The organism is Streptomyces sp. NPDC051064, from assembly GCF_044455985.1.
GTDB lineage: Bacteria > Actinomycetota > Actinomycetes > Streptomycetales > Streptomycetaceae > Streptomyces.
On record NZ_JBITFK010000003.1, the window covers coordinates 102,612 to 123,443 of the forward strand.

Genomic DNA, 20,832 nt, shown 5'->3' on the forward strand with positions numbered 1-20,832 from the left:
CCCCTGGGAGTATTTCTTGATCGCCGGGTCCGAGGCACCACGTCCGTCCGTCCTGTTCGTCACCGACCTCGCCTACGAGGCGCGCGGACGGCGCTACTGCGACGAGGACATCTTCCTGACGTCCCGGCTCCGCGAGTCCTTCGACGTCGCGCTCTGTCACCCCCGTGACGCGGCGGCGCTGCTGGACGGGTTCGACGCGGTAGTCGTCCGTAACAGCGGACCGGTCCTGCACTACCAGGAGGCGTACGACGCGTTCCGTACCCGCGCTCGGGAGTCGGGGACGCGGGTGTACAACACGCTCGACGGACGCGGGGACATGGCCGGCAAGCAGTATCTGGTCGATCTGAGCCGGGCCGGCTTCCCGGTGATCCCGACCGTGGACCGTGCGGCGGATCTCGGGCTGCTCCCCCGCTCGGCGGGGTATGTGGTCAAGCCCAAGCTCGGCGCGGACTCGGTTGGGCTGCGTTTCACCGAGGGGCCGGAGTATCCCGAGGGCGCCGACGGCACCCTGCTCGTCCAGCCCAGGATCGACTTCCGCTACGAGGTGTCCTTCTACTTCGTCGACCACGACTTCCAGTACGCCCTCCACGCACCGCGTCCGGACAGGCGCTGGGTGCTCGAACCGTACGTCCCCAGCCCTGAGGACCTGGACTTCGCACGCGGTTTCGTCGAGTGGAACACCCTCACGCACGGCATCCAGCGGGTGGACGCCTGCCGGACTCCGGAGGGTGGCCTGCTGCTCGTCGAGCTGGAGGACCTCAATCCGTATCTGTCGCTCGACCTGGTTCCGGATGAGGTCCGCGAGGCGTTCGTCGCCCGGATGAGGGACTCCGTACGGGAGCTGCTGGCCTGACCCGTCCGGCCCTTCCCGCATGCGTGGGGCCTGACCGGGTGTGAGGGTGCGAGGGTGACCACTGCCAGCGAGACCGTCCCCGCCGCGCAGAGTGCCGCAGCGCCACCCGTCCTCGACCCCAGACGCCGCAACATCGTGTTCGCCACGATCGTCCTGGGGATTCTGCTCGCCGCGCTGGACCAGACGATCGTGGGAACGGCGCTCCCCACGATCGTCTCGGACCTCGGCGGCGCGGAGCACATGTCGTGGGTCGTGACGGCGTATCTGCTGGCGGAGACCGTGGCGACGGTCCTGGTCGGCAAGTTCGGCGACCTCTTCGGCCGGAAGTTGATCTTCCAGATCTCGGCCGTCATCTTCATCACGGGCTCGTTCCTCTGCGGTCTCGCGTCCAACATGCTGCTGCTGATCATCTGGCGTGGTCTGCAGGGCATCGGCGCGGGCGGGCTCATGGTCACCTCCATGGCGCTGATCGCCGATGTCATCCCGCTGCGCGAACGGGGCAAGTACCAGGGGGCGATCGGTGCGGTCTTCGGCGTCGCCACGGTGGTCGGACCGCTGCTGGGCGGGCTGTTCACCGACCATCTGACCTGGCGGTGGGCGTTCTACGTCAATGTGCCGATCGCGATCGTGGTGGTCATCGCGGCCGCCCGCACCATCCCTTCCGTACGCGCGGTGGGACGGCCGGCCATCGACTACCTGGGCATCGCGCTGGTCGCCGTCGGCGCCAGCGCGCTGATCCTCGGCACGAGCTGGGGCGGCAACGAGTATGCCTGGGGCTCACCGGTCATCATCGGCCTGTTCGTCGGCGGCCTCGTCGCGCTGGCGCTCTTCTGCGTCGTGGAGACACGGGCGAAGGAACCGATGCTGCCGATGCGGCTGTTCCGCAATCCGGTGTTCGCGGTCTGCTCCATCCTGAGCTTCATCGTGGGCTTCGCCATGCTCGGCGCGATGATCTATCTGCCGACCTATCTGCAGTACGTCGACGGGGACTCGGCCACCCTGTCCGGGGTGCGGACCCTGCCCCTGGTGGTGGGGCTGCTGGCGGCCTCGATCTTCAGCGGCAACGTGGTGAGCAAGACCGGCCACTACCGCTACTTCCCCGTCATCGGTTCGCTCGTCATGGCGGTCGGCCTCTACCTCCTGTCCCGGATGGGCCCCGGCAGCGGCGTCTGGCTGGAGTCGCTGTACATGCTGGTGCTGGGCATCGGTATCGGCCTGTCGATGCAGGTGCTGACGATCGCCGTGCAGAACACGGTCGACTACGCGGACCTCGGCACCGCCACGTCCGGCGTGACGTTCTTCCGTACGCTCGGCAGTTCGTTCGGCACGGCGGTGTTCGGCACGATCTACGCCAACGCCCTGCGGCCGAATCTGACCCAGGGCGTCGAGCAGGCGGCGCGGGCCGGCGGTGATCCGGCCTCGCTGGCGCGGGTCGCGGAGAATCCGAAGGCCGTGCACGCCCTGCCCGCCGACCAGACCGCGCCCCTCGCCCAGGCGTACGCGGACACGCTGCACACCGTCTTCCTCTGGACGGTGCCGGTGGCCCTGCTGGGGTTCGTCGTCTCGCTCTTCCTGAAGCAGGTGAAGCTGCGCGACAGCGCCCGTGCGGGCTCGACCGACATGGGTGAGGGCTTCGCCCGGCCGAACACCGGCGACGCGGCGAGCGTGCTCGAATCCGCCGTGGCCCGGATCCTGCACCAGGCCGGTCCCGATGCCGCCCGGCGGATCGTCGCGGACTCCGACACCCGGCTCGACATGGCGGGGGCCTGGGCGGTGATGCAGGTCGACCTCTTCACCCGGATGGTGGGCCACGCGGGGCTCAGTCTGATCGCCGCCCGGCACCGGATCCCGCCGGAGGTGCTGGTGCCCGTCTTCGACCGGATGATCGAGGAGGGCTACCTCACCGGGGACGGCCGGCTCTTCACCCATACGGCCGCGGGCAGCCGTGAGGCGGCGACGATCTCGGCGGCCTGGGGCCGCTGGCTCAACGAACGGCTGGCCGAGGACGGCGCCCGGCCCGACGACCGGCAGCTGCGCGCGGCGGTCGACGTGATCGCCAAGCGGCTGCTCGCGGAGGACCTGGAGCAGCAGCTGGCCCCGCCCGAGCGGACGGGGGTCCCGGCCTGACCAGGGCGGACGGCTACTCGACGAAGACCGCGGTCTCGTACACCCAGGCTCCCTGCTCGCGGACGAAGCGGCTCTGCTCGTGGAGCGAGTCGGGCCTGCCGTCGTCGGTGTAGTGGGCGCGGAAGGTGACCGTACCGGTGGTGTGGAAGGCGCTGCCCTCGGTGGTGTCCAGGATCTCCAGCCGCTCCCAGCGCAGGGCCGGGTCGAAGTCGACGGCAGGCGGGCGGGTCGCCGGGTGCCACGTGCGCAGCAGGTATCCGGCGTCCCGGACGACGAAGGCGGCGTACCGCGAGCGCATCAGCGCCTCGCACGTCGGGGCGGCGACGGTGCCCGCGTGCAGTCGGCCGCAGCACTCCCCGTAGGCGGCCGGCAGACCGCACGGGCACGGTGCCTCCGGGGTGATCCGCGGGGGTCCTGCCTGCGGGGAGTCCGGCCGGCGGGGGCGTGAGGTGCGTCGTGACATGCGTCCATTGTGGCCTGCCGGCCGGGGCGCCCGGGGAACGGGGCAGGGGCCGGCGGCCCCCCGCCGTGCGCGGTCAGCGCTTGCGCGCCACTCCCGCGTAACCGGGGATCGGCTCGACGCCGGGCACGTCGATGACCTCGCCGAGCTCCGGATGCCAGTCCGCGGAGAGCGAGACGCCCGGCTCGACGAGTTCGAGGCCGTGGAAGAACGCGGTGAGTTCGGCGCGCGAGCGGGGCCGCAGGGTCATCCCCCGCGCCTTGTACATGGCACGGGCCTGGGCCGCGCCCTCGGGGTCGAAGTCACCCGTGGTGTGCGACAGCACGAGATAGCTGCCGGAGGGCAGCTGCTCCACGAGGCGGTCGACGAGCTCGGCGGCCCCGTCCTCGTCGTCGACGAAGTGCAGCAGGGCGAGGAGGGAGAGCGCGATCGGCCGGTCGAAGTCGAGGATCTTGCCCGCCGCCTCCAGGATGGCGTCGGGCCTGCGGGCGTCGGCCTGGATGTATTCGGTGGCACCCTCGGGCGTGGAGCGCAGCAGCGCCGCCGCGTGTGCGAGGACGATCGGGTCGTTGTCGCAGTAGACGACGCGCGCGTCCGGGGCGGCCCCCTGGGCGATCTGGTGAAGATTCGGCTCGGTGGGTATGCCGGAGCCGATGTCGAGGAACTGGCGCACGCCGCTCTCCGCGAGCCAGCGGGTGGCCCGGTGCATGAAGGCACGGTTGACCCGGGCCATGTCGCGGCCCCGGGCGTCCAGGGCGAGCAGCTGCTGGGCCATCTGTTCGTCGACCGGGTAGTTGTCCTTGCCGCCGAGGAACCAGTCGTACATCCGTGCCGGATGCGGCTTGCTCGTGTCGATCTCGACGGTCTCGGGATCCTGCCCGGTCATAACGCACTCCGTTGGTCGGGGACTTCGGCGAACAGCGTGTGGTGCGATAATAGGCGGCCCGTGCGTCAGGTGAGGAGGAAATCGGCCTGCCCGGACTTGGCGCCCTGGATGAAGGCGGCGATCTCGCCGTTGGAGTAGATGAGAGCGGGCCCGTCCGGGTCCGCGGACTGACGGACCGCCACCCTGCCGTCGGCCAGCTTCATGGCTTCGATGCAATTGCCGCCGTTACCACCGCTCCACGGCTTGTACCAGCCTTCGGTGCCGAGGTCGGCGGCCGGCATGCCGTTGTATATGTGGTTCATCACAGCTCCTTGCGGAAGTCCCTGAGGATTTCCTTCGTGCGTTGTGCAGTCGCGGCCTGAGCCGCCATTCGGTCCATGACCTCGAGGTACGAGGCCACTTCCGGGCGCGCGTCGAAGTACACGGCGCCCGTCAGGTACTCGCTGTAGACCATGTCGGGCAGCTCGGGGACCGCGAAGCGGAAGAGGACGAACGGACCGTACGTGCCCGGGTGGTGGCCGGTGGCGAACTCCGCGATCTGCAGGGTCACGTTGGGCAGGTCGGTCGCTTCGAGCAGACGGTCGACCTGGGTCCGCATGGCGTCGGGGCTGCCGACGGGGCGGCGCAGGACCGTCTCGTCCATGACCACCCAGAGCTTCGGCGCCTCCGCCTTGGTGAGCAGCGCCTGCCTCTCCATCCGCAGGGCGACATGGCGCTCGATGTCGGCGGGCCTGGTCTGGCCGACCGCGCCGGTGCGCAGGACGGAGCGTGCGTAGTCCTCGGTCTGCAGGAGCCCGGGGACGAAGTGCGGCTCGTACGTGCGCAGGAGGCTCGCGGCGCCCTCCAGGCTGACGTACATGCTGAACCAGTCGGGCAGCACATCGTGGAAACGCTGCCACCAACCGGGCTTGTTGGCCTCTTCCGCCAGCTCGACGAAGGCGTCGGTCTCGTCGTCTGCGATCCCGTAGGCCTTGAGGAGGAGCTGGACGTACGGGATCTTCAGCCCGACCTCGGCGGTCTCCATCCTGCGTATGGTCCCCGGGGCGACACGGAGCACCTTCGCCGCCTGGTCCCGGCTCAGGCCCACGCGTTCCCGCAGGTCCTGCAGACGCTTACCGAGAACGACCTGGCCCACGGTCGGGGCCGACCGCGGTTCGCTCACTTCAGACCTCCCGATGCGCTGTGTGCGAGCAGTGTGCCATGCGCGGGGCGCCAGGGACACAGTCACTCTGAATTTTTCAGAGTGCCTCTTGCCAAGTGTTCATGTCGGGGGGAGAGTTGGTAACCGAACCAAGTTCGCGTGGTCGCGCCCGCCCCGTTGCGGGACGGTGCGAAGCGTGACACAGCCCCCACTGTGAGGAATCGGTCGTGGCACCTGGCAGTGCGCTCATCCCCCGGCTCGTGGACCTCAGCCCCGGGGCGGAAGCGCTCCGTTACTGCTTCGCGCTCCCGGCGCACCCCGAGTCCGTTGCCGGTGCGCGGCGCCTCACCCGGGCCCGGCTTGCGGACTGGCGGCTGACGGGGGACGCCCACGACGCGGCGGTGCTGATCGTCTCCGAGCTGGTGACCAACGCGGTGGTGCACACCGCGAGCGCCCGGGTCGTCTGCGAACTCCGCTGTGACGACGGCCGCTTGCGCATAGCCGTACAGGACCAGGGGCATCAGCCCGGCGGCCCCCGGCTGTCCCTCACCGCCGACGGGGAGCACGGACGCGGGCTGCTGCTCGTCGACTCCGTGAGCAGTGCGTGGGGATCCCACGACGCGGGGAACCACTCCGGGCGCATCGTATGGGCCGAACTGCCGTGCGGCCCGGAGCCGACATGCTGAAGAACGCCCTGTCCCAGCTGCTCGGCGCGCGTCGCGCCCGGGTCCCGGAGGAGGACGGCGCGGCGGGCCGGGTCCGGCTTCCGCTGCCGCCCGCGCTGTCGGCGAGCCTCGGCTACGACGCGGTGGGCGTGCCCGCGCGGTACGGATTCAGGCTGATGTCGCATCTGCCGCGCGCCGGGTGCGTGTTCGCCGACGCCGACCAGTGGTGGTGGATCGTCCCGTCGGGTTCGGATCTCGATCTCGACTGGCCGGAGCAGGCGTCGTACGCCACCGGGGCCTACGTCCCCGCCGGGCGTCCCCGCCTGATCCACGCACCGGACAGCCGGACGCCGTACACGCCGCCCATTCCGCTCTTCCTCATGGTGTGTCAGGTCACCGGTGTCGTGCCGTCCTGGGACCCGTCCGGCCGGCCGAAGGCCGTGCCCGCTCCCTGACCGGTCACGGCGCGAGGTAGGCGAGGCCGGGGTGGACCTTCGTGTACCCGTCGACCAGCCGGCGGGCCACGGAGACGGAGTCGACCAGCGGGTGCAGGGCGAAGGCTTTGACGGCCGCGGCACGCGAGCCGGTCTCCGCCGCTTCGAGCACCGCGCGTTCCACGGCCTTGACGGCGGTGACCAGGCCGACCGCGTGGTACGGGAGCGGGTCGACGGCCACGGGATGGGCGCCGTTGGCGTCGACCAGGCAGGGCACCTCGATGACGGCGTCCTCGTCGAGCACCGAGAGGGTGCCCCGGTTGCGGACGTCGAGGATCAGGGAGGTCCGTTCGTTGCGGGCGACGGCCCGCATCAGGGCCAGGGCGACCTGTTCGTAGCCCCCGGAGTCCAGGTCGCTCTTTTCACGCTCTCCGGCCCCGGCCACGTCGCGGTTCTCCGCCATGTACGTGGCCTCGCGTTCGGCGCGCGTACGGTCCCAGGTGGTGAGCGCCGGGGCGCCCGGATCCTTCATCCGGGCGTAGAAGCCCTCCTGCTGGTCACGGAGGAAGGCTCCGCGGGTCCGGTCGGCCTCCTGGTAGGCGCGGACCGCTTCCCGGTTGAAGTAGTAGTAGTGCAGGTACTCGTTGGGGATCGAGCCGAGGGAGCGCAGCCAGTCCGCCCCGAAGAGCCTGCCCTCCTCGAAGGAGCCGAGCAGGGCGGGATCCGCGAGCAGGCGCGGGAGTTCGTCGCGGCCGTCGACCTCCAGGCCACGCACCCAGCCGAGGTGGTTGAGCCCGACGTAGTCGACCCGGGCCCGGTCCGGATCGGCGCCCAGGACCCGGGCGATGCGACGGCCGAGCCCCACCGGGGAGTCGCAGATCCCGATGACCCTGTCGCCGAGGTGCCGGGACATGGCCTCGGTGACCAGACCGGCCGGGTTGGTGAAGTTGATGACCCACGCGTCTGGGGCGAGCCGCGCGATGCGCCGGGCGAGGGCGACCGCGACGGGCACGGTGCGCAGCCCGTACGCGATGCCGCCCGCACCGACCGTCTCCTGGCCCAGGACGCCTTCGTCGAGGGCGACGCGTTCGTCCGCGGCGCGGCCTTCGAGGCCGCCGACGCGGATAGCGGAGAAGACGAAGTCCGCGCCGCGCAGTGCCTCGTCGAGATCGTCGGTGGCGACGACCGCGGGCGCGTCATGGATGCCCCGCGCCTGTTCGTCGAGGACCCGGGCGACGGCGGTGAGCCGGTCCGCGTCCGTGTCGTACAGGGTCACCCGCGAGACGCGGCCATCGGCGTGATCGCCGAGCAGTGCCCCGTACACCAGAGGGACCCGGAATCCGCCGCCGCCAAGAATTGTCAGCTTCACGCTGATCGATGGTACGGGGCGGGGAGCCGGGTGCCCCGGACCCTGGGGTCCGGGGCACCCGGAGCGGCGGACCGCTCCGGTGTCAGTGGCCGTTCCACCAGCGCACGACGGCGCGCCAGATCTTCGTCGGCCCACTCCTCTGCGCGGGGATGACGGCCCCCTCTCCGGGTGCCGCGTACGGCTCGGCGGTGCGCGCTGCGGCCGGGACGGCCGCAGGGCCCCTCCTGGGGGCGGCGGGCGACGACACCTCCCAGTCGGCCTGCGACCGGGACCGGGACACCGCCGGCAGGGGTTCCGCGTCGATCTCCTGCTGCGGACTGGGGGCGAAGCTCGCCGGCAGGTCCACCAGGTGCCGTGAGACGAAGTTCCCGGTCCAGCTCAGCTTGCTCTCGTCGACGCTGAGTTCCAGGTCGGGCAGACGCATCAGCAGGGCGTCGACGCCTACGTCGGCGATGGCGCGTCCGATGTCCTGGCCGGGGCACTCGTGAGGGCCGCTGCTGAAGGCCATGTGGGCGCGGTTGCCCTCCATACTCGCGGTGAGGTCGGGACGCACGACGGGGTCCGTGTTGGCCGGCGCGATACCGACGATGAGGGCGTCACCGGCCTTGATCTGCTGCCCGCCGAGCTCGGTGTCCCCCACCGCCCAGCGGCCGAGGATCGAGGTGAACGGCGGCTCGTCCCACAGGGTCTGCTCGACGGCCTCGGGCACGGTCATGTGCCCTCCGCTGAGCCTGGCCCGGAACCGTGGGTCCGTGAGAACCATGCGCAGCACGTTGGCGATCAGGTTCGTGGTCGTCTCGTAGGCGACGATGAGGACGACCCGGAGGTGCTCGCTGACCTCCTTGTCGGTGAGTCCGGCGGGGTGTTCGACCAGCCAGGTGGCGAAGTCCTCGGCGGGCGCCTCCCGACGGCGTCGGACCAGCCGGTCCAGCGCGCCGATCACGTAGGCGTTGCTCGCGACGGCGGTCTCCGAGCCTCGTGTCATGTCACGGGCAGCCTGCACCAGGCGGTCGTTGTACTCCTCCGGCATACCGATGATCGCGCACATCACCATCATCGGCAGCCGCTCGGCGAACTGGCTGACCAGTTCGGCACGGCCTTCCCGGCAGAAGTCGTTGACGAGCCGGTTGCTGTACCGGTTGATGTGGCGGCGTACGCCACGCGTGTCGATGCGCGCCATGCTGTCGGTGACCGCGCCGCGCAGCCGTTCGTGTTCGGCGCCTTCGGCGAACGAACACACCGGCTGCCAGGTGAAGACCGGGGCGAGTGGGTGGTCCGAGGCCACAGTTCCCTCCTGCAGGGCACGCCAACGGCGCGAGTCGCGGGAGAACTGGGAGGGGGTACGGGTCATGTGAAGGTTCTCGCTGTGTCCGAGAACCAGCCAGGCGGGTACGTCCCCGTGCATCAGGACAGGGGCAACCGTGCCGTGTTCGGCGCGCAGCTTCTCGTACAGACCCGCGGGGTCCGCCTCGGCTTCGGGGCCGTACAGCCGACGCAGCCCGCCGGGCCCGGTACCCATGCCGTGCGCGGGGCATTGCGGGGGCGGAACCGGACCTGTGGGCGATCCGGGTTCATGGTGGAAGGGGGTTGTCACTGTGGCTCCAGGAATAAGACGTTCCGAGACCGGGCGAGGGGGACAGAGCCCGTTCAGAGGCAGGGGTGCGTGTCGCCTTCAGGCGAGCGGCACGGCAAGGCTGTGCAGGTAGCGCATCAGGGTCATCAGCACATCGCGGCTGGAGGTGCGCAGCCGGGCGTCGCAGTCGATCATCGGGACCTCGTCCGACAGATCCAGTGCGCTGCGCAGGGCCTCCACCGGGTGGCGCGGTGCACCGGGGAAGGTGTTGACGGCCACGACGAACGGCACGCCGCGCTCCTCCAGCCTGCCGATGACGTCGAAACTGACCTGGAGCCGCCGGGTGTCGATGAGGACGACGGCCCCGAGCGCTCCTTCGAACAGTCCGTTCCACAGGAACCAGAAGCGTTCCTGGCCGGGGGTGCCGAACAGATAGAGGATCAGTTCCTCGCTGAGACTGATCCGGCCGAAGTCCATGGCGACGGTGGTGGCGGTCTTGGTCTCCACACCCACGTTGTCGTCCACGCCGACACCGGCCTGGGTCATGGTCTCTTCGGTCGTCAGGGGCCGGATCTCGCTCACCGATCCGACCATGGTCGTCTTGCCGACCCCGAACCCGCCGACGACGACGACCTTCACCGCGGCCGTGGCCGTGTCGGGAAGGACGTCCTCGCTGCGGGGGCCCGGGATCGTGTCAGAGCTTCTGAAGTCCATGCATCACCGCTTCGAGGAGGGACCGGTCCGGGAGCGCGGCGCGGACGATGGGCGCGCGCGATTCGATCAGTTCGGTCGCCAGGAGTTCTGTCAGGAGCGAGGTGACCACGCTGAAGGGAAGACTCAGATAGGCCGAGATCTCGGCGACGGACAACGGCGCCTTGCAGAGCCGCAGGATCGCGGCCTGCTCGGGCTGGACCGTGGGCGACGGCTCGGCCTGCGCCACCACCATGGTGACGAGGTCGAGTTCCGCTCTTTCGCCGTCAGGGGCACCGGTGATCACATACAGCCGTTCCGGGTCGCTCACCGCCGGGTCGGCCTTTCGGCGTTCTCGTCGGGGAGGACTCATACGGTCTGCCCGTCGTGGCGCGGAGGACTCGTCAGGTGCGCGCCGATGCGGACGACCAGGTCGCGCATGCGCGCACCCACCAGCCCGGCGTCGACCGTCTCTCCGGCCAGCACCGCGAGGTAGGCGCCGGCGCCCGCTGCCATCAGGTAGAAGAATCCTCCGGTGACCTCGATGACGACGAGCTTCATCAGTCCGTCGCTGTAGGGGATTTCGGTGGCGACGGCCGCGGCCAGGCTCTGCAGCCCGGCGCAGGCGGCGGCGAGACGGTCGGCGACGTCGGGGTCGCCGCCGTGCCGGGCGATGCGGAGGCCGTCGGCGGAGAGCACCACGATCTGGTGGATGCTCGGTACGTCGTCGGCCAGTTCCTTGAGCATCCAGTCCATGTTTCCCCGCTGCTGGATCACTTCTCGTCTCCCTTGTCCCACGCGTCATCAGAGTCTGTGTCGTTCTTCGGCTCCTTGGGCACACCGTTGACGGCCTGGGTGAAGGCCTCCAGCCAGAGACCGGGCGGTGCCGTGCCTCCGCCGCCGTGTCCGTTGTGCCCGTTGCGCGTGGAGGGCCCTGACGCCGACGCGGACTGCTGCGGGAGGTTGTGCGAACCGAGGGGTGCACGCCCCCGGCTGCGGCGCTGGGGGAGCCCGCCCTCGGTCCATTCGGTGACGACGATCTCGTCGTCACCCATGGCCGCCACGGGGGGCGCGGGCCGTGCGGCGGACGCCGCCTGAGCCGGCGCGGGTGCGGGGACAGGGGACGCGAGCGACGGTACGGGCCCCGTCGTGGCGGGGCGCGCCTTGTGCTTGCCGCGCGGCGGGACGACGTGCTTCATCTGCGACATGTCGAGCGAGCTCTGGGGCCGCGAGGTGGCGCCGATGCCGTGCGCGATGCCGGGAGCCGGGCCGGTGGTGATCATGTCGCGCGGCACGACGAGTACGGCGCGGACCCCTCCGTATGCGGACTGCCGCAAGGAGACCTGGAGTTGGTACATGCGGGCGAGGCGGCCGACGACGGCCATGCCGAGGCGCGGGGACTCCCCCAGGTCGTTCATGTTGATGCCGGCCTGTGCCTGGGCGAGCATGTTCTCGGCCCGCGCACGGGCCTCCTCGCTGAGGCTGACGCCGCCGTCCTCGATCTCGATGGCGATGCCGGTCTGGACCTCGACCGCGGTGACGTGCACCCGGGTCTGGGGCGGCGAGTAACGCGTCGCGTTGTCCAGGAGTTCGGCGCAGGCGTGGATGAGCGGCTCGACCGCGGTGCCGACGATGGCGACCTTGGCGATCGAGTGCAGATCGACCCGCTGGTACTCCAGGATGCGGGACATGGCGCCGCGCAACACGCTGAACAGCGGTACGGCCTTGGGCCACTGGCGGCTGGGGCGGGCGCCGCCGAGTACGGCGATGGAGTCGGCGAGCCGGCCGATCAGCGCGGTGCCGTGGTCGATGCGGAGCAGGTCGTCGAACACATCGGGGTTGCGCCCGTGGTGGTCCTCCATCTCCCGGAGTTCACTGGCCTGTCGGTGGACGATGGCCTGGACCCGGCGGGCGACGCTGACGAAGGCTCGCTGCGCGGAGTCACGCATCGCCTCTTCGTTGTCGATGATGTCGAGGACCTGGAGGACCAGGGCGCGTTGCGCCTTGGGGAGGTTCCGGTACGACGCGTCCGCGTCGACGATGTCGCGCATCACCTCCTGCGGCGAGTTGCTGGCCCGCAGCCTGCGGATCGCGGTCGGCAGGAGTTCCTTGCTGAGCCGCTCGGTCTCCTGGTCGTACGAGGCGACACGGTGTTCCAGGGCGGCGATGCGCTGTTCGTACTCGGCGCGCTGGACACGCATCGCCCGGCGCCGGCGGTTCAGCACGACGGTGAGCGTGGCGACCACGACTGTGGCGATCGCACCGCACCAGACGACTGCCGCCCGTGTGGCCCCGGTGACCGGCACCGCGCCGGCGGCGGTCGCGCCGGCCATCAGCACGACGGGCAGGAGCGCTGCGCGCACTACGGGGATGTCTCTGTTGGTCGGCGGTGATTCAACACGGACCATCTAAACCCTCTGGCGGTTGATTCGGGAAGGTATTCGGGATGCACAGCACCAGTACGCACATTTGCGAACAAGTGCTCGAATGCATATCAACTCGACTTCACTGCGCGTGAGCCTAGCCAGATCAGAACAGCGCTTCGGCATATTCGCCCAACCCCCTGCGCGAGCACGCGGGCGGTACTACACTCGCCAGTTTTCGTACTCAACGCCGTCGAGCGTGTGCGGGGAGTGACACCCTGCAGGAATCGGGAGAAAGTAGACCCGCGTGTCCCACCCTGCGGGACATTGAAGCCTTCAAGGCGTCCGCGACGGAATGCGAATTTCCAGCAGAAACGGGAAATAATACGTACGCACGAGCGATAACCATCAGTGCATACGAATAGAAGTGCACCTCAGAGCGGGACGAGGGCACATGTGATCGAATCGGATCGAAAGGAGCAGATCCCTGAGCGACGGACGGATGTACGAAGCTTCGGCGCGGAATCCGCGCGGGCCGCACCGCCCGGCCGCCGGGCAGCCGGCCGAGGGCGGCGCGGCGTCGCCCGCCCGCGCGGCCCTCACCGTCGGTGAGGACACCCCGCCGCCCGGAGGCCGGGCTCGCCCGTCCCCGGTCCGCGTCGGAGCGGGGCGCCTCAGCGGCGGCCGCCGAGCCGGCCCTCCAGTTGCACCAGCAGCTCGCCGAGCTGTCCGCTGAGGCCGCTGCGGGTCTCCTCGTCGAGCCCGGAGAGCACCGACCGCTCGTACGCGAGCTGTTCGGGCAGCAGGCGGTCGACCAGGTCACGCCCCGCCTCCGTCAGCCCGACGTGGGCGACCCTGCGGTCCCTGGCATCGCTCCGGCGGCCGATCAGGCCGGACTCCTGCAGGGCGCGAAGCCGCTTGGTGACGGCGGCTCCGGACGAGAAGGTCTCGCGGGCCAGCTCGCCCGGCGTGAGCTCACGGTCGGTACGGCGCATCGCGCCGAGCAGGTCGAATTCGGCACGGGTGAGCCCCGCGGCCCGCAAGGGGGCGTCCTCGGCCTGCTGGAGCAGGGCCGCGCAGCGGTTGATGCGGCCGATGAGTTCCATCGGTCCCGTGTCGAGCCCCGGGTTGACGGCCTGCCACTGCCGTACCACCGAGGCCACGATGTCGTCGGTCACACCGCTCCGTTCGCCGGGGGCAGGGTGAGCAACCCCTGCCGTTGTGCTGCCGCCGCGAGCGTACGGTGTCCCGCCTGCTCGGCCGCCAGCAGCTCTTCCTCGGGCAGGGCGTGCTGCCACCACTCGCCCGACGCGATGTCACTGGCGTCGCGCAGCTCGACGAGCGAGGCGGTCAGCCTCCTGCGCGCCGTTTCGAGTGCGAGGGCGTCGACTGCCGGGTCGGCGACCGCCCGTTCGGCGCGGTCCTGGGCATCCGCCGCCGCGGCGAGGGCCTGCTCCACGCGTCCGGACGCCCGGCGGTTGGTGACGGCGATCGCGGCGAGGAAGCCGACCGCGACGCCCACGAGGGTGTCCAGGGCGCGGTCGGCGATGAGCTCACCGGCCGGCTGGAACCCGCCGAATTCCAGGATCAGCAGGGCCATCGGGGTGACGGCGACGGAACCGAGCCAGTAGTTGCGGGTGATCAGGGCCTCGGCGGCGAAGTTGAAGAACAGGACGCACAGGACGAGGACGAGCGGGCTGACCCGGGCGAGCGGGATGACGGCCGCGAAGACCAGCACGCCGAGAAGGTTGCCGACGGTCCGCTGCAGGGCCCTGCTCCAGGAGAGGGTGAGGTTGGGCTGGTAGACGGAGGCCGCGGTGACGATGGCCCAGTACGGGTGCCCGACGCCGAGCGCCGAGGACACGTAACCGGCCAGGGCGCAGCCGACGAGCGTACGGAAGGCGACCGGCAGCACCGGGGAACCGGGGCCGAGTGCGCGGAGCAGCCTGCGCCGGGCCTCGCGCCGGCCTCGCCGCATCCGCTGTCCGGCCCGCTCGGCGTCGATCCCGAAGAGCTGTTCCACCGTGCCTGGCGCGGGGGGCGGACTGGGTACGGGGCCACGGGTCCGGGTCCCCGCCGCCCACCGGCGGAGCTCGTCGGGGCCGGCGCCGGGGACGCGGCCGCCGGACGCCGTGGTGGCGAGGGCCCGCTCGGCGTGGACGACGAGCCGCTCGAGCTCCTGGCGTACGGGGGTGGGGCGCCCGGCGGCGAGCAGTGTCTGCCAGGCGGCCTGGACCGCCGCGGCCGCGGCGTGCCGGGTCCGGGCGTCGGGACTCGCCGCGTGCGCCGCGGCGGCGTCGAGTGCGCGGGCGGTGGCGAGACGCTCGGGCCCCTCCCTGTGCCACAGGGCCGGGCCGGCGGTGACCAGCCAGGAGAAGGCGCCCGCGGCCAGCATCAGGGCCATGTGCCCCGGCACCTGCCCGAGCTCCTGCGGGGCGAAGAGCGCGGCGGACGTGACGAACGCGAAGATCACGTTGCCGGGCGGGCCGATGCGCGTCGCGTCGCAGAAGGTCTTCTGCACGGCCGCGAGCAGCGCGCCGACACCGATCAGCACGGCGGTCGAGTCGGTGAGCGAGGCGGCCACCAGTGCGACGGCGAGGCCCGCCGCCATCCCCAGGATCACGCGGAGGACGGTGTGGGCCCTTCGGGCGTACGGCAGGTTGTGTCCGTAGAGCGCGCAGAGCGATCCCGCCATCGTGTACATGACGAGGTCGAGGCGATCGAGGGAGTACAGCAGCACATTCGGGACGGCCGAGGCGACCACCACGCTCAGCGCGGGCTTGTACCAGATCTCCGCGGGGCTGTTCAGCCTCAGGACACCGGTGACCGGCAGTTTGTGGACGGATGGCTTCCGGGGTCGCATGGCTGTATCACTCACCCATTTACTTTAGCAGGTGTTACACACGTAAAATATCTGCTCGCACCCGGCTGCCTCCGGTAGCCGCCCTCTCCGCGCGGCCCTAGCGTGCTGCACAACAGCGTAGGAACGTGACTGTCGGCGCGCCTCGGGAGGAAACCGCATGAAGCCCACGGAACCGGTGCCCGGTGGACCCTGCTGGGTCGAGTTGAGCACCCCGGACGTGGAGGCGGCCCAGGCGTTCTATGCGGGACTCTTCGGCTGGCGGTCCGAGACCGATCCACGGCCCGAGGCGGGCGGCTACACGACGGCGCGCGTCGGGGAGGACGCCGTCGCGGCCTTCAGCCCTCTCTACCGGCCGGAGCAGCAGCCCGCCTGGACCGTCTCCTTCGCCACCGAGGACGCGGACGCCACGGCCGGTGCCGTGCGCTCGGCCGGCGGCACGGTGCTGATGGGACCGATGGACGTCTTCGACCAGGGCAGATTCGCCGTGGCCGCCGACCCGTCGGGCGCGGTGTTCTCCCTCTGGCAGGCCCGCGCCTTCCGGGGCGCGGAGCGCCTGAACGATCCGGGCGCCCTGGGCTGGGCCGAGCTCCGCACCCCCGATCCGCAGGGCGCACTCGCCTTCTACCCGTCGGTGTTCGACTGGACGGTGAGCAGCTCCGCGCACTTCACCCACTGGGGCGCGGACGGGGCCGACTTCGGCGGCATGAAGGTGCAGGACGACGACGAACGGGCCGAGGCGCCACCGCACTGGCTGCCCTACTTCACGGTGTCCGACACCGAGGCCACCGCCGCACGGGCCCTGACCGCGGGCGGCGAGCCGCTCGCACCCCCGACGCACATCCCGGGCGGGCCCTGGGTCGCGGTGCTCCGCGACCCGCAGGGGGCGCGGTTCGGCATCCACACGCCCTGAGGTGCCCCGCCGTCACCGCCGCGCGGGCTGCGCGGCCTCCTCCGGCACACGGAAGGCCTCGGCCGCGTCCGCCACCCGGTGCATCAGACCGAAGAGCGTCTCCTGCTCCTCCGCGGAGAGCGGGCCGAGGAAGACCTGGTTCATCCCGACCGTGCGCAGGGCGAGCCGCCGGTGGGTCCGGACGCCCTCGTCGGTGAGCCGGAGCAGGAAGCGCCGCCCGTCGCCGGAGTCACGCACCTTGTCCAGGAGCTCACGGCGCAGCAGCCGCGTGATCACCTCGGCGACGGTGGACCGGTCGAGGCCGACCCGCTCCCCCACCGTCCGCTGGTCGAGGCCCGGTTCCGCGGTCAGGGCGTTGAGGACGGCGAACTGGGGCGAGGTGATCTCCTGGGAGACCATGGTGTTCCAGAGCAGGTGATGCGCCTGCTGAAGACGCCGGGCCAGATGCCCGGGGTGGGTGCTCAGGTCGACCGCCTGCACGGCACCGCCCTCTCTCTGACGGCCGTCGGCCGTCGGCTCCGTCGGCCAGGGTGCCGAGATAGACAGTGTACTGAGGGTCTTGACCTCAACAGTGTGCCCTGGGTAGCTTCATGGCCATCGCATTTTACTCAGTGTACTGAGTATTTCAGCAATTCACGGAGCCGTGACATGACCGCACGTGACCTTCCCGCATATCCACTGCCCGACGGGATGAGCCAGCAGGAGATCGACTCCGAGGTGGCCAGGGCCCAGGCGGCTGCCGAGCCGGGCGCCCACCACCCGCCGCGTGACTATCCCCCGTACCGCAGCAGCCACTTCCGCCACCCGCGCCGCTCGCTCATCCCCGTACGCGACCCGGAGGCGGTCGAACTGTCCGGTCCGGCCTTCGGCGTCACCGATGTGACCGCGCTGGACCGCGATCTCACCGCCCAGCACGACGGCGAGCCGCTCGGCGAGCGGATCACCGTCACCGGCCGGGTGCTGGACCGGGCGGGCCGGCCGGTGCGGGGTCAGCTCGTCGAGGTGTGGCAGGCCAACGCCTCCGGGCGCTACGCCCACCAGCTCGACCAGCACCCGGCCCCGCTCGACCCGAACTTCACCGGCTTCGGACGCTGCCTCACCGACGACGACGGCGGTTACGCGTTCACGACCGTCAAGCCGGGCGCCTACCCGTGGCGCAACCACACCAACGCCTGGCGCCCCGCGCACATCCACTTCTCGCTGTTCGGTACGTCGTTCAGCCAGCGGCTCATCACCCAGATGTACTTCCCGGGCGATCCGCTCCTCCCCTACGACCCGGTGATCAGGTCCGTCACCGACCAGGCCGCGCGCGAGCGGCTCATATCGACGTACGACCACGAGCTGTCCGTTCCCGAGTTGTCCCTCGGCTACCGCTGGGACATCGTCCTCGACGGACCGTGCGCCACCTGGACCGAGGAAGAAGGCGACGCCTGATGTCCCACGCCCCGACCCCTTCCCAGACCGTAGGACCGTTCTACGGATACGCGCTGCCCTTCCCCGGCGGCAGCGAGGTCGCCCCGGCCGGGCACCCCGACACGGTCACGGTCCACGGCCACGTGCTCGACGGCCGGGGCGAGCCCGTGCCCGACGCGATCGTGGAGACCTGGCAGCCCGCGCCCGACGGCTCGCGCGCGGGTCTCCCGGGGTCGCTGCGCCACGACCCCGCGACGGGCAAGGTGATCGGGCGCGACGGGGTGGACTTCACCGGGTTCGGCCGGGCGCCGACGGACGCGGCCGGGCGCTGGTTCGTGCGTACGCTCCCTCCCGGCGGCGTCCCGTATCTCTGTGCGGCCGTGTTCGCCCGCGGCCTGGTCCATCACCTCTACACCCGTGTGTATCTTCCCGATCTGCTGGGCGACGGCGCGGGCGACGCCGATCGGCTGCTGGAGTCGCTGGACGCGGAGCGGCGCGCCACACTGATCGCGACACGCACGGACCCCCGCACCTACCGCTTCGACATCCGTCTCCAGGGCGACGACGAGACGGTCTTCCTGGAGTTCAGCTGATGCACGAGAGCGACGCCGGTCTCCTCGCCCCCGGGCGGGCCGGCTCCGCCGCCGAGACCGCCACCGGCGACCACGCCTTCCTGCGGGCGCTGCTGGACGCCGAGGCGGCACTCACCCGGGCGCAGGCCGCCTCCGGGCTCGCCCCCGCCGAGGCGGGGCGGGCGGTCACCGCGGCGGCCGACCCCGACAGGTTCGACGTACGGGAGCTGGCGCTGCGGGCGCGGTCCGGCGGCAATCCGGTGATCCCGCTCGTCGCCGCCCTCACCGCGGCGGTCGACGAGGACGCGCGGCCGTTCGTGCACCGGGGCGCGACCAGCCAGGACATCCTCGACACGGCGGCGATGCTGGTGGCGTCGCGGACCCTGGCGCTCGTCCTCGACGACCTGGGGCGGACCGCCGACGCACTGGAGCTGCTGGCCGCCGGGCATCGTGACACGCCGATGCCCGGCCGCACCCTGACGCAGCACGCCGTGCCGACGACTTTCGGTCTCAAGGCCGCCGGCTGGCGGTCGCTGGTGCTCGACGCGCGGGACCGGGTGCGGGGGGTGCGTGACACGCTCCCCGTGCAGCTCGGCGGTGCGGCGGGCACGCTTGCGGCCTTCGCCGCCGACGGGGACGGGGCGGGGCCGGCGCTCGTCACGGCCTACGCCCGGGAGCTGGGCCTGGCCGAACCGCTGCTGCCCTGGCACACCCTGCGCACCCCGGTCGCGGACCTGGCCGGTGCGCTCGCCTTCACGGCCGGTGCGCTCGGCAAGGCCGCGGCTGACGTACTGACCCTGTCGCGTACCGAGATCGCCGAGGTGGCGGAGGGATCCGGCGGCGGCTCCTCCGCGATGCCGCACAAGGCCAATCCGGTCCGTGCCACCCTGATCGCCGCCGCGGCGCGCCGCGCGCCGGGGCAGGCGGCCACGCTGTACGGCTCGCTCACCGCCGAGGACGAACGGCCCGCGGGAGCCTGGCACGCCGAATGGGAGCCGCTGCGCGATCTGCTGCGCCTCGTCGGCGGGGCCGCGCGGGACGCGGCGGAACTCGCCGAGGGGCTCCAGGTGTTCCCGTCGGCCATGCGGAGCCACCTGGGACTGACCGGCGGGCTCATCGTCTCGGAGCGGCTGGCCGCCGTCGCCGCCGGCCGGGTGGGACCTGCCCGCGCCAAGGAGATCCTCACCGAGGCCGCCGGCCGTGCCCGCGACGAGGGCGGACCGCTGTCGGAGATCCTCGCCGGGGAGGCCGCCTTCGAGGGCCTGGATCTCGCGGAACTGACCGACCCTGCCCGTTACACCGGCTGCGCCGGCCCCCTCACCGACCGCGCTCTGGAGCGCCGATGACCATGACATCCGACCGTCTCCTCCACCACAGCGCCGAAGGGCCCGCGAGCGCTCCCCCGCTCCTGCTCGGTCCGTCGCTGGGCACCTCCACGGCTCTCTGGGACGGGGTCGCCCCCGAACTCTCCGCCGCCCACCGGGTCGTACGCTGGGACCTGCCGGGCCACGGCGGCTCGCCGGCCGGTCTGATCGGCCCCGGGGCGGGGATCGCCGATCTCGGCGCCCTGGTCCTGGATCTCGCCGACTCGCTGTCCCTGGACCGTTTCTCGTACGCCGGGGTGTCGCTGGGTGGCGCCGTGGGCCTCTGGCTCGCCGTCCACCACCCGGAGCGCGTCGACCGCCTGGCCGTCGTCTGCTCCTCCGCCCACTTCGGCGACCCGGGTCCATGGCGGGAGCGCGCGGCCCTCGTGCGCGCCGAGGGCCTCGGCAAGGTGGCGGAGAGCGCGGCGGGCCGCTGGTTCACACCCGGATTCACCGAGCCCCGGCTGCTCGACGATCTCCTGGGTACGGACCCGGGGGCGTACGCCGCGTGCTGCGATGCGCTCGCCGACTGTGATCTGCGGCCCGGGCTGTCGGAGGTACGGGCTCCGACGCTGGTCGTCGCGGGCCGCGACGACCCGGCGACGCCGCCCGCGCACGCCCGGGAGATCGCCGACGGGATCCCCGGAGCCGCGCTGACCGAACTGCCGGGCGCCTCCCACCTGGCTGCCGCCGAACGTCCGGCGGCCGTACGGGAGGCGCTGCGCGCCCACTTCGCGCCCGGGGAGCGCGGGAGCGGGACGGCGGTGCGGCGCGAGGTCCTCGGCGATGCGCACGTCGACCGGGCGCAGGCCGCGACCACGGAGTTCACCGCACCCTTCCAGGACTTCATCTCCCGCTACGCCTGGGGCGAGATCTGGACCGACCCCACGCTGTCCCGGCGCGAACGCAGCCTGATCACGCTCACCGCCCTGGTCGCGCACGGCCACCACGGCGAGCTGGCGATGCATGTCCGCGCGGCGGTGCGCAACGGGCTCAGTCCCCGGGAGATCGGGGCCGCGCTCCTGCAGACAGGGGTCTACTGCGGGGTCCCTGCGGCGAACTCGGCGTTCGCGGTGGCGGAACGGGTGCTGGCTGAGCTGGCGGAGGCGGAGCGGAAGGGGACGGCGCAGGCCTGAGGCCGGGGCGGCG

General features: G+C 71.5%; 22 protein-coding genes. 9 read left to right on the forward strand and 13 right to left on the reverse strand.

Going from position 1 to position 20,832, the window contains the following annotated elements:
* Nucleotides 1–16: 16 nt before the first annotated feature.
* Nucleotides 17–853, forward strand: coding sequence for a hypothetical protein (locus tag ACIBCU_RS12375; protein WP_399231028.1), 837 nt, complete (start codon nucleotides 17–19; stop codon nucleotides 851–853).
* Nucleotides 854–907: 54 nt separating this feature from the next.
* The gene (locus ACIBCU_RS12380; protein ID WP_362940166.1) at nucleotides 908–2,980 is read left to right on the forward strand and encodes an MDR family MFS transporter; all 2,073 of its coding nucleotides are present in this window, start codon (nucleotides 908–910) and stop codon (nucleotides 2,978–2,980) included.
* A gap of 13 nt (nucleotides 2,981–2,993) precedes the next feature.
* Here ACIBCU_RS12380 and ACIBCU_RS12385 read toward each other — a convergent pair whose 3' ends face one another.
* From ACIBCU_RS12385 to ACIBCU_RS12400, 4 genes are all read right to left on the reverse strand, one after another.
* Nucleotides 2,994–3,443 carry a YchJ family metal-binding protein gene (locus tag ACIBCU_RS12385; protein ID WP_362940163.1) on the reverse strand — a complete coding sequence of 150 codons (450 nt, stop codon included), beginning with the start codon at nucleotides 3,441–3,443 and terminating at the stop codon, nucleotides 2,994–2,996.
* 73 nt (nucleotides 3,444–3,516) lie between these two features.
* The gene (locus ACIBCU_RS12390) at nucleotides 3,517–4,326 is read right to left on the reverse strand and encodes an SAM-dependent methyltransferase (protein ID WP_362940160.1); all 810 of its coding nucleotides are present in this window, start codon (nucleotides 4,324–4,326) and stop codon (nucleotides 3,517–3,519) included.
* A 65-nt stretch (nucleotides 4,327–4,391) separates the two neighbouring features.
* Nucleotides 4,392–4,628: a DUF397 domain-containing protein gene (locus ACIBCU_RS12395; protein WP_014152862.1), complete on the reverse strand. Its 237-nt coding sequence runs from the start codon at nucleotides 4,626–4,628 to the stop codon at nucleotides 4,392–4,394.
* Nucleotides 4,628–5,488: a helix-turn-helix transcriptional regulator gene (locus tag ACIBCU_RS12400; RefSeq protein ID WP_362940157.1), complete on the reverse strand. Its 861-nt coding sequence runs from the start codon at nucleotides 5,486–5,488 to the stop codon at nucleotides 4,628–4,630. Before ACIBCU_RS12400 ends, ACIBCU_RS12395 begins: the two co-directional genes overlap by 1 nt.
* A gap of 206 nt (nucleotides 5,489–5,694) precedes the next feature.
* Between ACIBCU_RS12400 and ACIBCU_RS12405 the strand changes: the two genes are divergently transcribed.
* Both ACIBCU_RS12405 and ACIBCU_RS12410 read left to right on the forward strand, forming a co-directional pair.
* Nucleotides 5,695–6,153: an ATP-binding protein gene (locus ACIBCU_RS12405; RefSeq protein WP_399231033.1), complete on the forward strand. Its 459-nt coding sequence runs from the start codon at nucleotides 5,695–5,697 to the stop codon at nucleotides 6,151–6,153.
* On the forward strand, nucleotides 6,147–6,587 hold the full coding sequence (locus ACIBCU_RS12410) for a hypothetical protein (protein WP_362940152.1): 441 nt from the start codon (nucleotides 6,147–6,149) through the stop codon (nucleotides 6,585–6,587). The genes ACIBCU_RS12405 and ACIBCU_RS12410 overlap by 7 nt, the downstream gene beginning before the upstream one ends.
* 4 nt (nucleotides 6,588–6,591) lie before the next feature.
* On the opposite strand, the gene ACIBCU_RS12415 is transcribed toward ACIBCU_RS12410, so the two are convergent.
* From ACIBCU_RS12415 to ACIBCU_RS12450, 8 genes are all read right to left on the reverse strand, one after another.
* Nucleotides 6,592–7,935: a 6-phospho-beta-glucosidase gene (locus tag ACIBCU_RS12415; protein ID WP_362940149.1), complete on the reverse strand. Its 1,344-nt coding sequence runs from the start codon at nucleotides 7,933–7,935 to the stop codon at nucleotides 6,592–6,594.
* An 82-nt stretch (nucleotides 7,936–8,017) separates the two neighbouring features.
* Nucleotides 8,018–9,529, reverse strand: coding sequence for a cytochrome P450 (locus tag ACIBCU_RS12420; protein WP_399231037.1), 1,512 nt, complete (start codon nucleotides 9,527–9,529; stop codon nucleotides 8,018–8,020).
* Between the two features lie 78 nt (nucleotides 9,530–9,607).
* A complete protein-coding gene (locus ACIBCU_RS12425; RefSeq protein WP_362940143.1) occupies nucleotides 9,608–10,222 on the reverse strand; it encodes an ATP/GTP-binding protein in 615 nt (204 codons plus the stop codon).
* The gene (locus tag ACIBCU_RS12430; protein WP_033302786.1) at nucleotides 10,203–10,571 is read right to left on the reverse strand and encodes a DUF742 domain-containing protein; all 369 of its coding nucleotides are present in this window, start codon (nucleotides 10,569–10,571) and stop codon (nucleotides 10,203–10,205) included. Before ACIBCU_RS12430 ends, ACIBCU_RS12425 begins: the two co-directional genes overlap by 20 nt.
* Nucleotides 10,568–10,975, reverse strand: a complete 408-nt coding sequence (locus ACIBCU_RS12435; RefSeq protein ID WP_362940141.1) for a roadblock/LC7 domain-containing protein — start codon at nucleotides 10,973–10,975, stop codon at nucleotides 10,568–10,570. The genes ACIBCU_RS12430 and ACIBCU_RS12435 overlap by 4 nt, the downstream gene beginning before the upstream one ends.
* The gene (locus ACIBCU_RS12440; protein WP_362940139.1) at nucleotides 10,972–12,606 is read right to left on the reverse strand and encodes an ATP-binding protein; all 1,635 of its coding nucleotides are present in this window, start codon (nucleotides 12,604–12,606) and stop codon (nucleotides 10,972–10,974) included. The genes ACIBCU_RS12435 and ACIBCU_RS12440 overlap by 4 nt, the downstream gene beginning before the upstream one ends.
* A 629-nt stretch (nucleotides 12,607–13,235) precedes the next feature.
* The gene (locus tag ACIBCU_RS12445; RefSeq protein ID WP_356716747.1) at nucleotides 13,236–13,739 is read right to left on the reverse strand and encodes a MarR family transcriptional regulator; all 504 of its coding nucleotides are present in this window, start codon (nucleotides 13,737–13,739) and stop codon (nucleotides 13,236–13,238) included.
* Nucleotides 13,736–15,424 carry an FUSC family protein gene (locus ACIBCU_RS12450; protein ID WP_399231670.1) on the reverse strand — a complete coding sequence of 563 codons (1,689 nt, stop codon included), beginning with the start codon at nucleotides 15,422–15,424 and terminating at the stop codon, nucleotides 13,736–13,738. Before ACIBCU_RS12450 ends, ACIBCU_RS12445 begins: the two co-directional genes overlap by 4 nt.
* A 157-nt stretch (nucleotides 15,425–15,581) precedes the next feature.
* On the opposite strand from ACIBCU_RS12450, the gene ACIBCU_RS12455 reads away from it, so the two are divergent.
* The gene (locus ACIBCU_RS12455) at nucleotides 15,582–16,334 is read left to right on the forward strand and encodes a VOC family protein (protein ID WP_399231041.1); all 753 of its coding nucleotides are present in this window, start codon (nucleotides 15,582–15,584) and stop codon (nucleotides 16,332–16,334) included.
* Between the two features lie 12 nt (nucleotides 16,335–16,346).
* On the opposite strand, the gene ACIBCU_RS12460 is transcribed toward ACIBCU_RS12455, so the two are convergent.
* Nucleotides 16,347–16,814 (reverse strand): MarR family transcriptional regulator, encoded by a 468-nt coding sequence (locus tag ACIBCU_RS12460; protein ID WP_362940130.1) that lies wholly within the window; start codon nucleotides 16,812–16,814, stop codon nucleotides 16,347–16,349.
* 210 nt (nucleotides 16,815–17,024) lie between these two features.
* Here ACIBCU_RS12460 and pcaH point away from each other — a divergent pair, with 210 nt between their 5' ends.
* The 4 genes from pcaH (at nucleotide 17,025) to pcaC (ending at nucleotide 20,819) form a co-directional block, all read left to right on the forward strand.
* The gene (gene pcaH / locus ACIBCU_RS12465) at nucleotides 17,025–17,768 is read left to right on the forward strand and encodes a protocatechuate 3,4-dioxygenase subunit beta (protein WP_399231672.1); all 744 of its coding nucleotides are present in this window, start codon (nucleotides 17,025–17,027) and stop codon (nucleotides 17,766–17,768) included.
* Nucleotides 17,768–18,340 (forward strand): protocatechuate 3,4-dioxygenase subunit alpha, encoded by a 573-nt coding sequence (gene pcaG, locus ACIBCU_RS12470; RefSeq protein ID WP_399231044.1) that lies wholly within the window; start codon nucleotides 17,768–17,770, stop codon nucleotides 18,338–18,340. The genes pcaH and pcaG overlap by 1 nt, the downstream gene beginning before the upstream one ends.
* Nucleotides 18,340–19,665, forward strand: a complete 1,326-nt coding sequence (gene pcaB, locus ACIBCU_RS12475) for a 3-carboxy-cis,cis-muconate cycloisomerase (protein WP_362940124.1) — start codon at nucleotides 18,340–18,342, stop codon at nucleotides 19,663–19,665. Before pcaG ends, pcaB begins: the two co-directional genes overlap by 1 nt.
* A gap of 62 nt (nucleotides 19,666–19,727) precedes the next feature.
* Nucleotides 19,728–20,819: a 4-carboxymuconolactone decarboxylase gene (gene pcaC / locus ACIBCU_RS12480; RefSeq protein ID WP_399231674.1), complete on the forward strand. Its 1,092-nt coding sequence runs from the start codon at nucleotides 19,728–19,730 to the stop codon at nucleotides 20,817–20,819.
* Nucleotides 20,820–20,832: the final 13 nt, after the last annotated feature.

What these genes read in the sequence shown, in the direction of transcription:
- pcaH (WP_399231672.1), top strand. Translation starts at nt 17,025, where the DNA reads ATGAGCCAGCAGGAGATCGACTCCGAGGTGGCCAGGGCCCAGGCGGCT.
- ACIBCU_RS12425 (WP_362940143.1), bottom strand. Translation starts at nt 10,222, where the DNA reads ATGGACTTCAGAAGCTCTGACACGATCCCGGGCCCCCGCAGCGAGGAC.
- ACIBCU_RS12440 (WP_362940139.1), bottom strand. Translation starts at nt 12,606, where the DNA reads ATGGTCCGTGTTGAATCACCGCCGACCAACAGAGACATCCCCGTAGTG.
- pcaG (WP_399231044.1), top strand. Translation starts at nt 17,768, where the DNA reads ATGTCCCACGCCCCGACCCCTTCCCAGACCGTAGGACCGTTCTACGGA.
- ACIBCU_RS12410 (WP_362940152.1), top strand. Translation starts at nt 6,147, where the DNA reads ATGCTGAAGAACGCCCTGTCCCAGCTGCTCGGCGCGCGTCGCGCCCGG.
- pcaB (WP_362940124.1), top strand. Translation starts at nt 18,340, where the DNA reads ATGCACGAGAGCGACGCCGGTCTCCTCGCCCCCGGGCGGGCCGGCTCC.
- ACIBCU_RS12455 (WP_399231041.1), top strand. Translation starts at nt 15,582, where the DNA reads ATGAAGCCCACGGAACCGGTGCCCGGTGGACCCTGCTGGGTCGAGTTG.
- ACIBCU_RS12395 (WP_014152862.1), bottom strand. Translation starts at nt 4,628, where the DNA reads ATGAACCACATATACAACGGCATGCCGGCCGCCGACCTCGGCACCGAA.
- ACIBCU_RS12385 (WP_362940163.1), bottom strand. Translation starts at nt 3,443, where the DNA reads ATGTCACGACGCACCTCACGCCCCCGCCGGCCGGACTCCCCGCAGGCA.
- ACIBCU_RS12390 (WP_362940160.1), bottom strand. Translation starts at nt 4,326, where the DNA reads ATGACCGGGCAGGATCCCGAGACCGTCGAGATCGACACGAGCAAGCCG.
- ACIBCU_RS12430 (WP_033302786.1), bottom strand. Translation starts at nt 10,571, where the DNA reads ATGAGTCCTCCCCGACGAGAACGCCGAAAGGCCGACCCGGCGGTGAGC.
- ACIBCU_RS12450 (WP_399231670.1), bottom strand. Translation starts at nt 15,424, where the DNA reads ATGCGACCCCGGAAGCCATCCGTCCACAAACTGCCGGTCACCGGTGTC.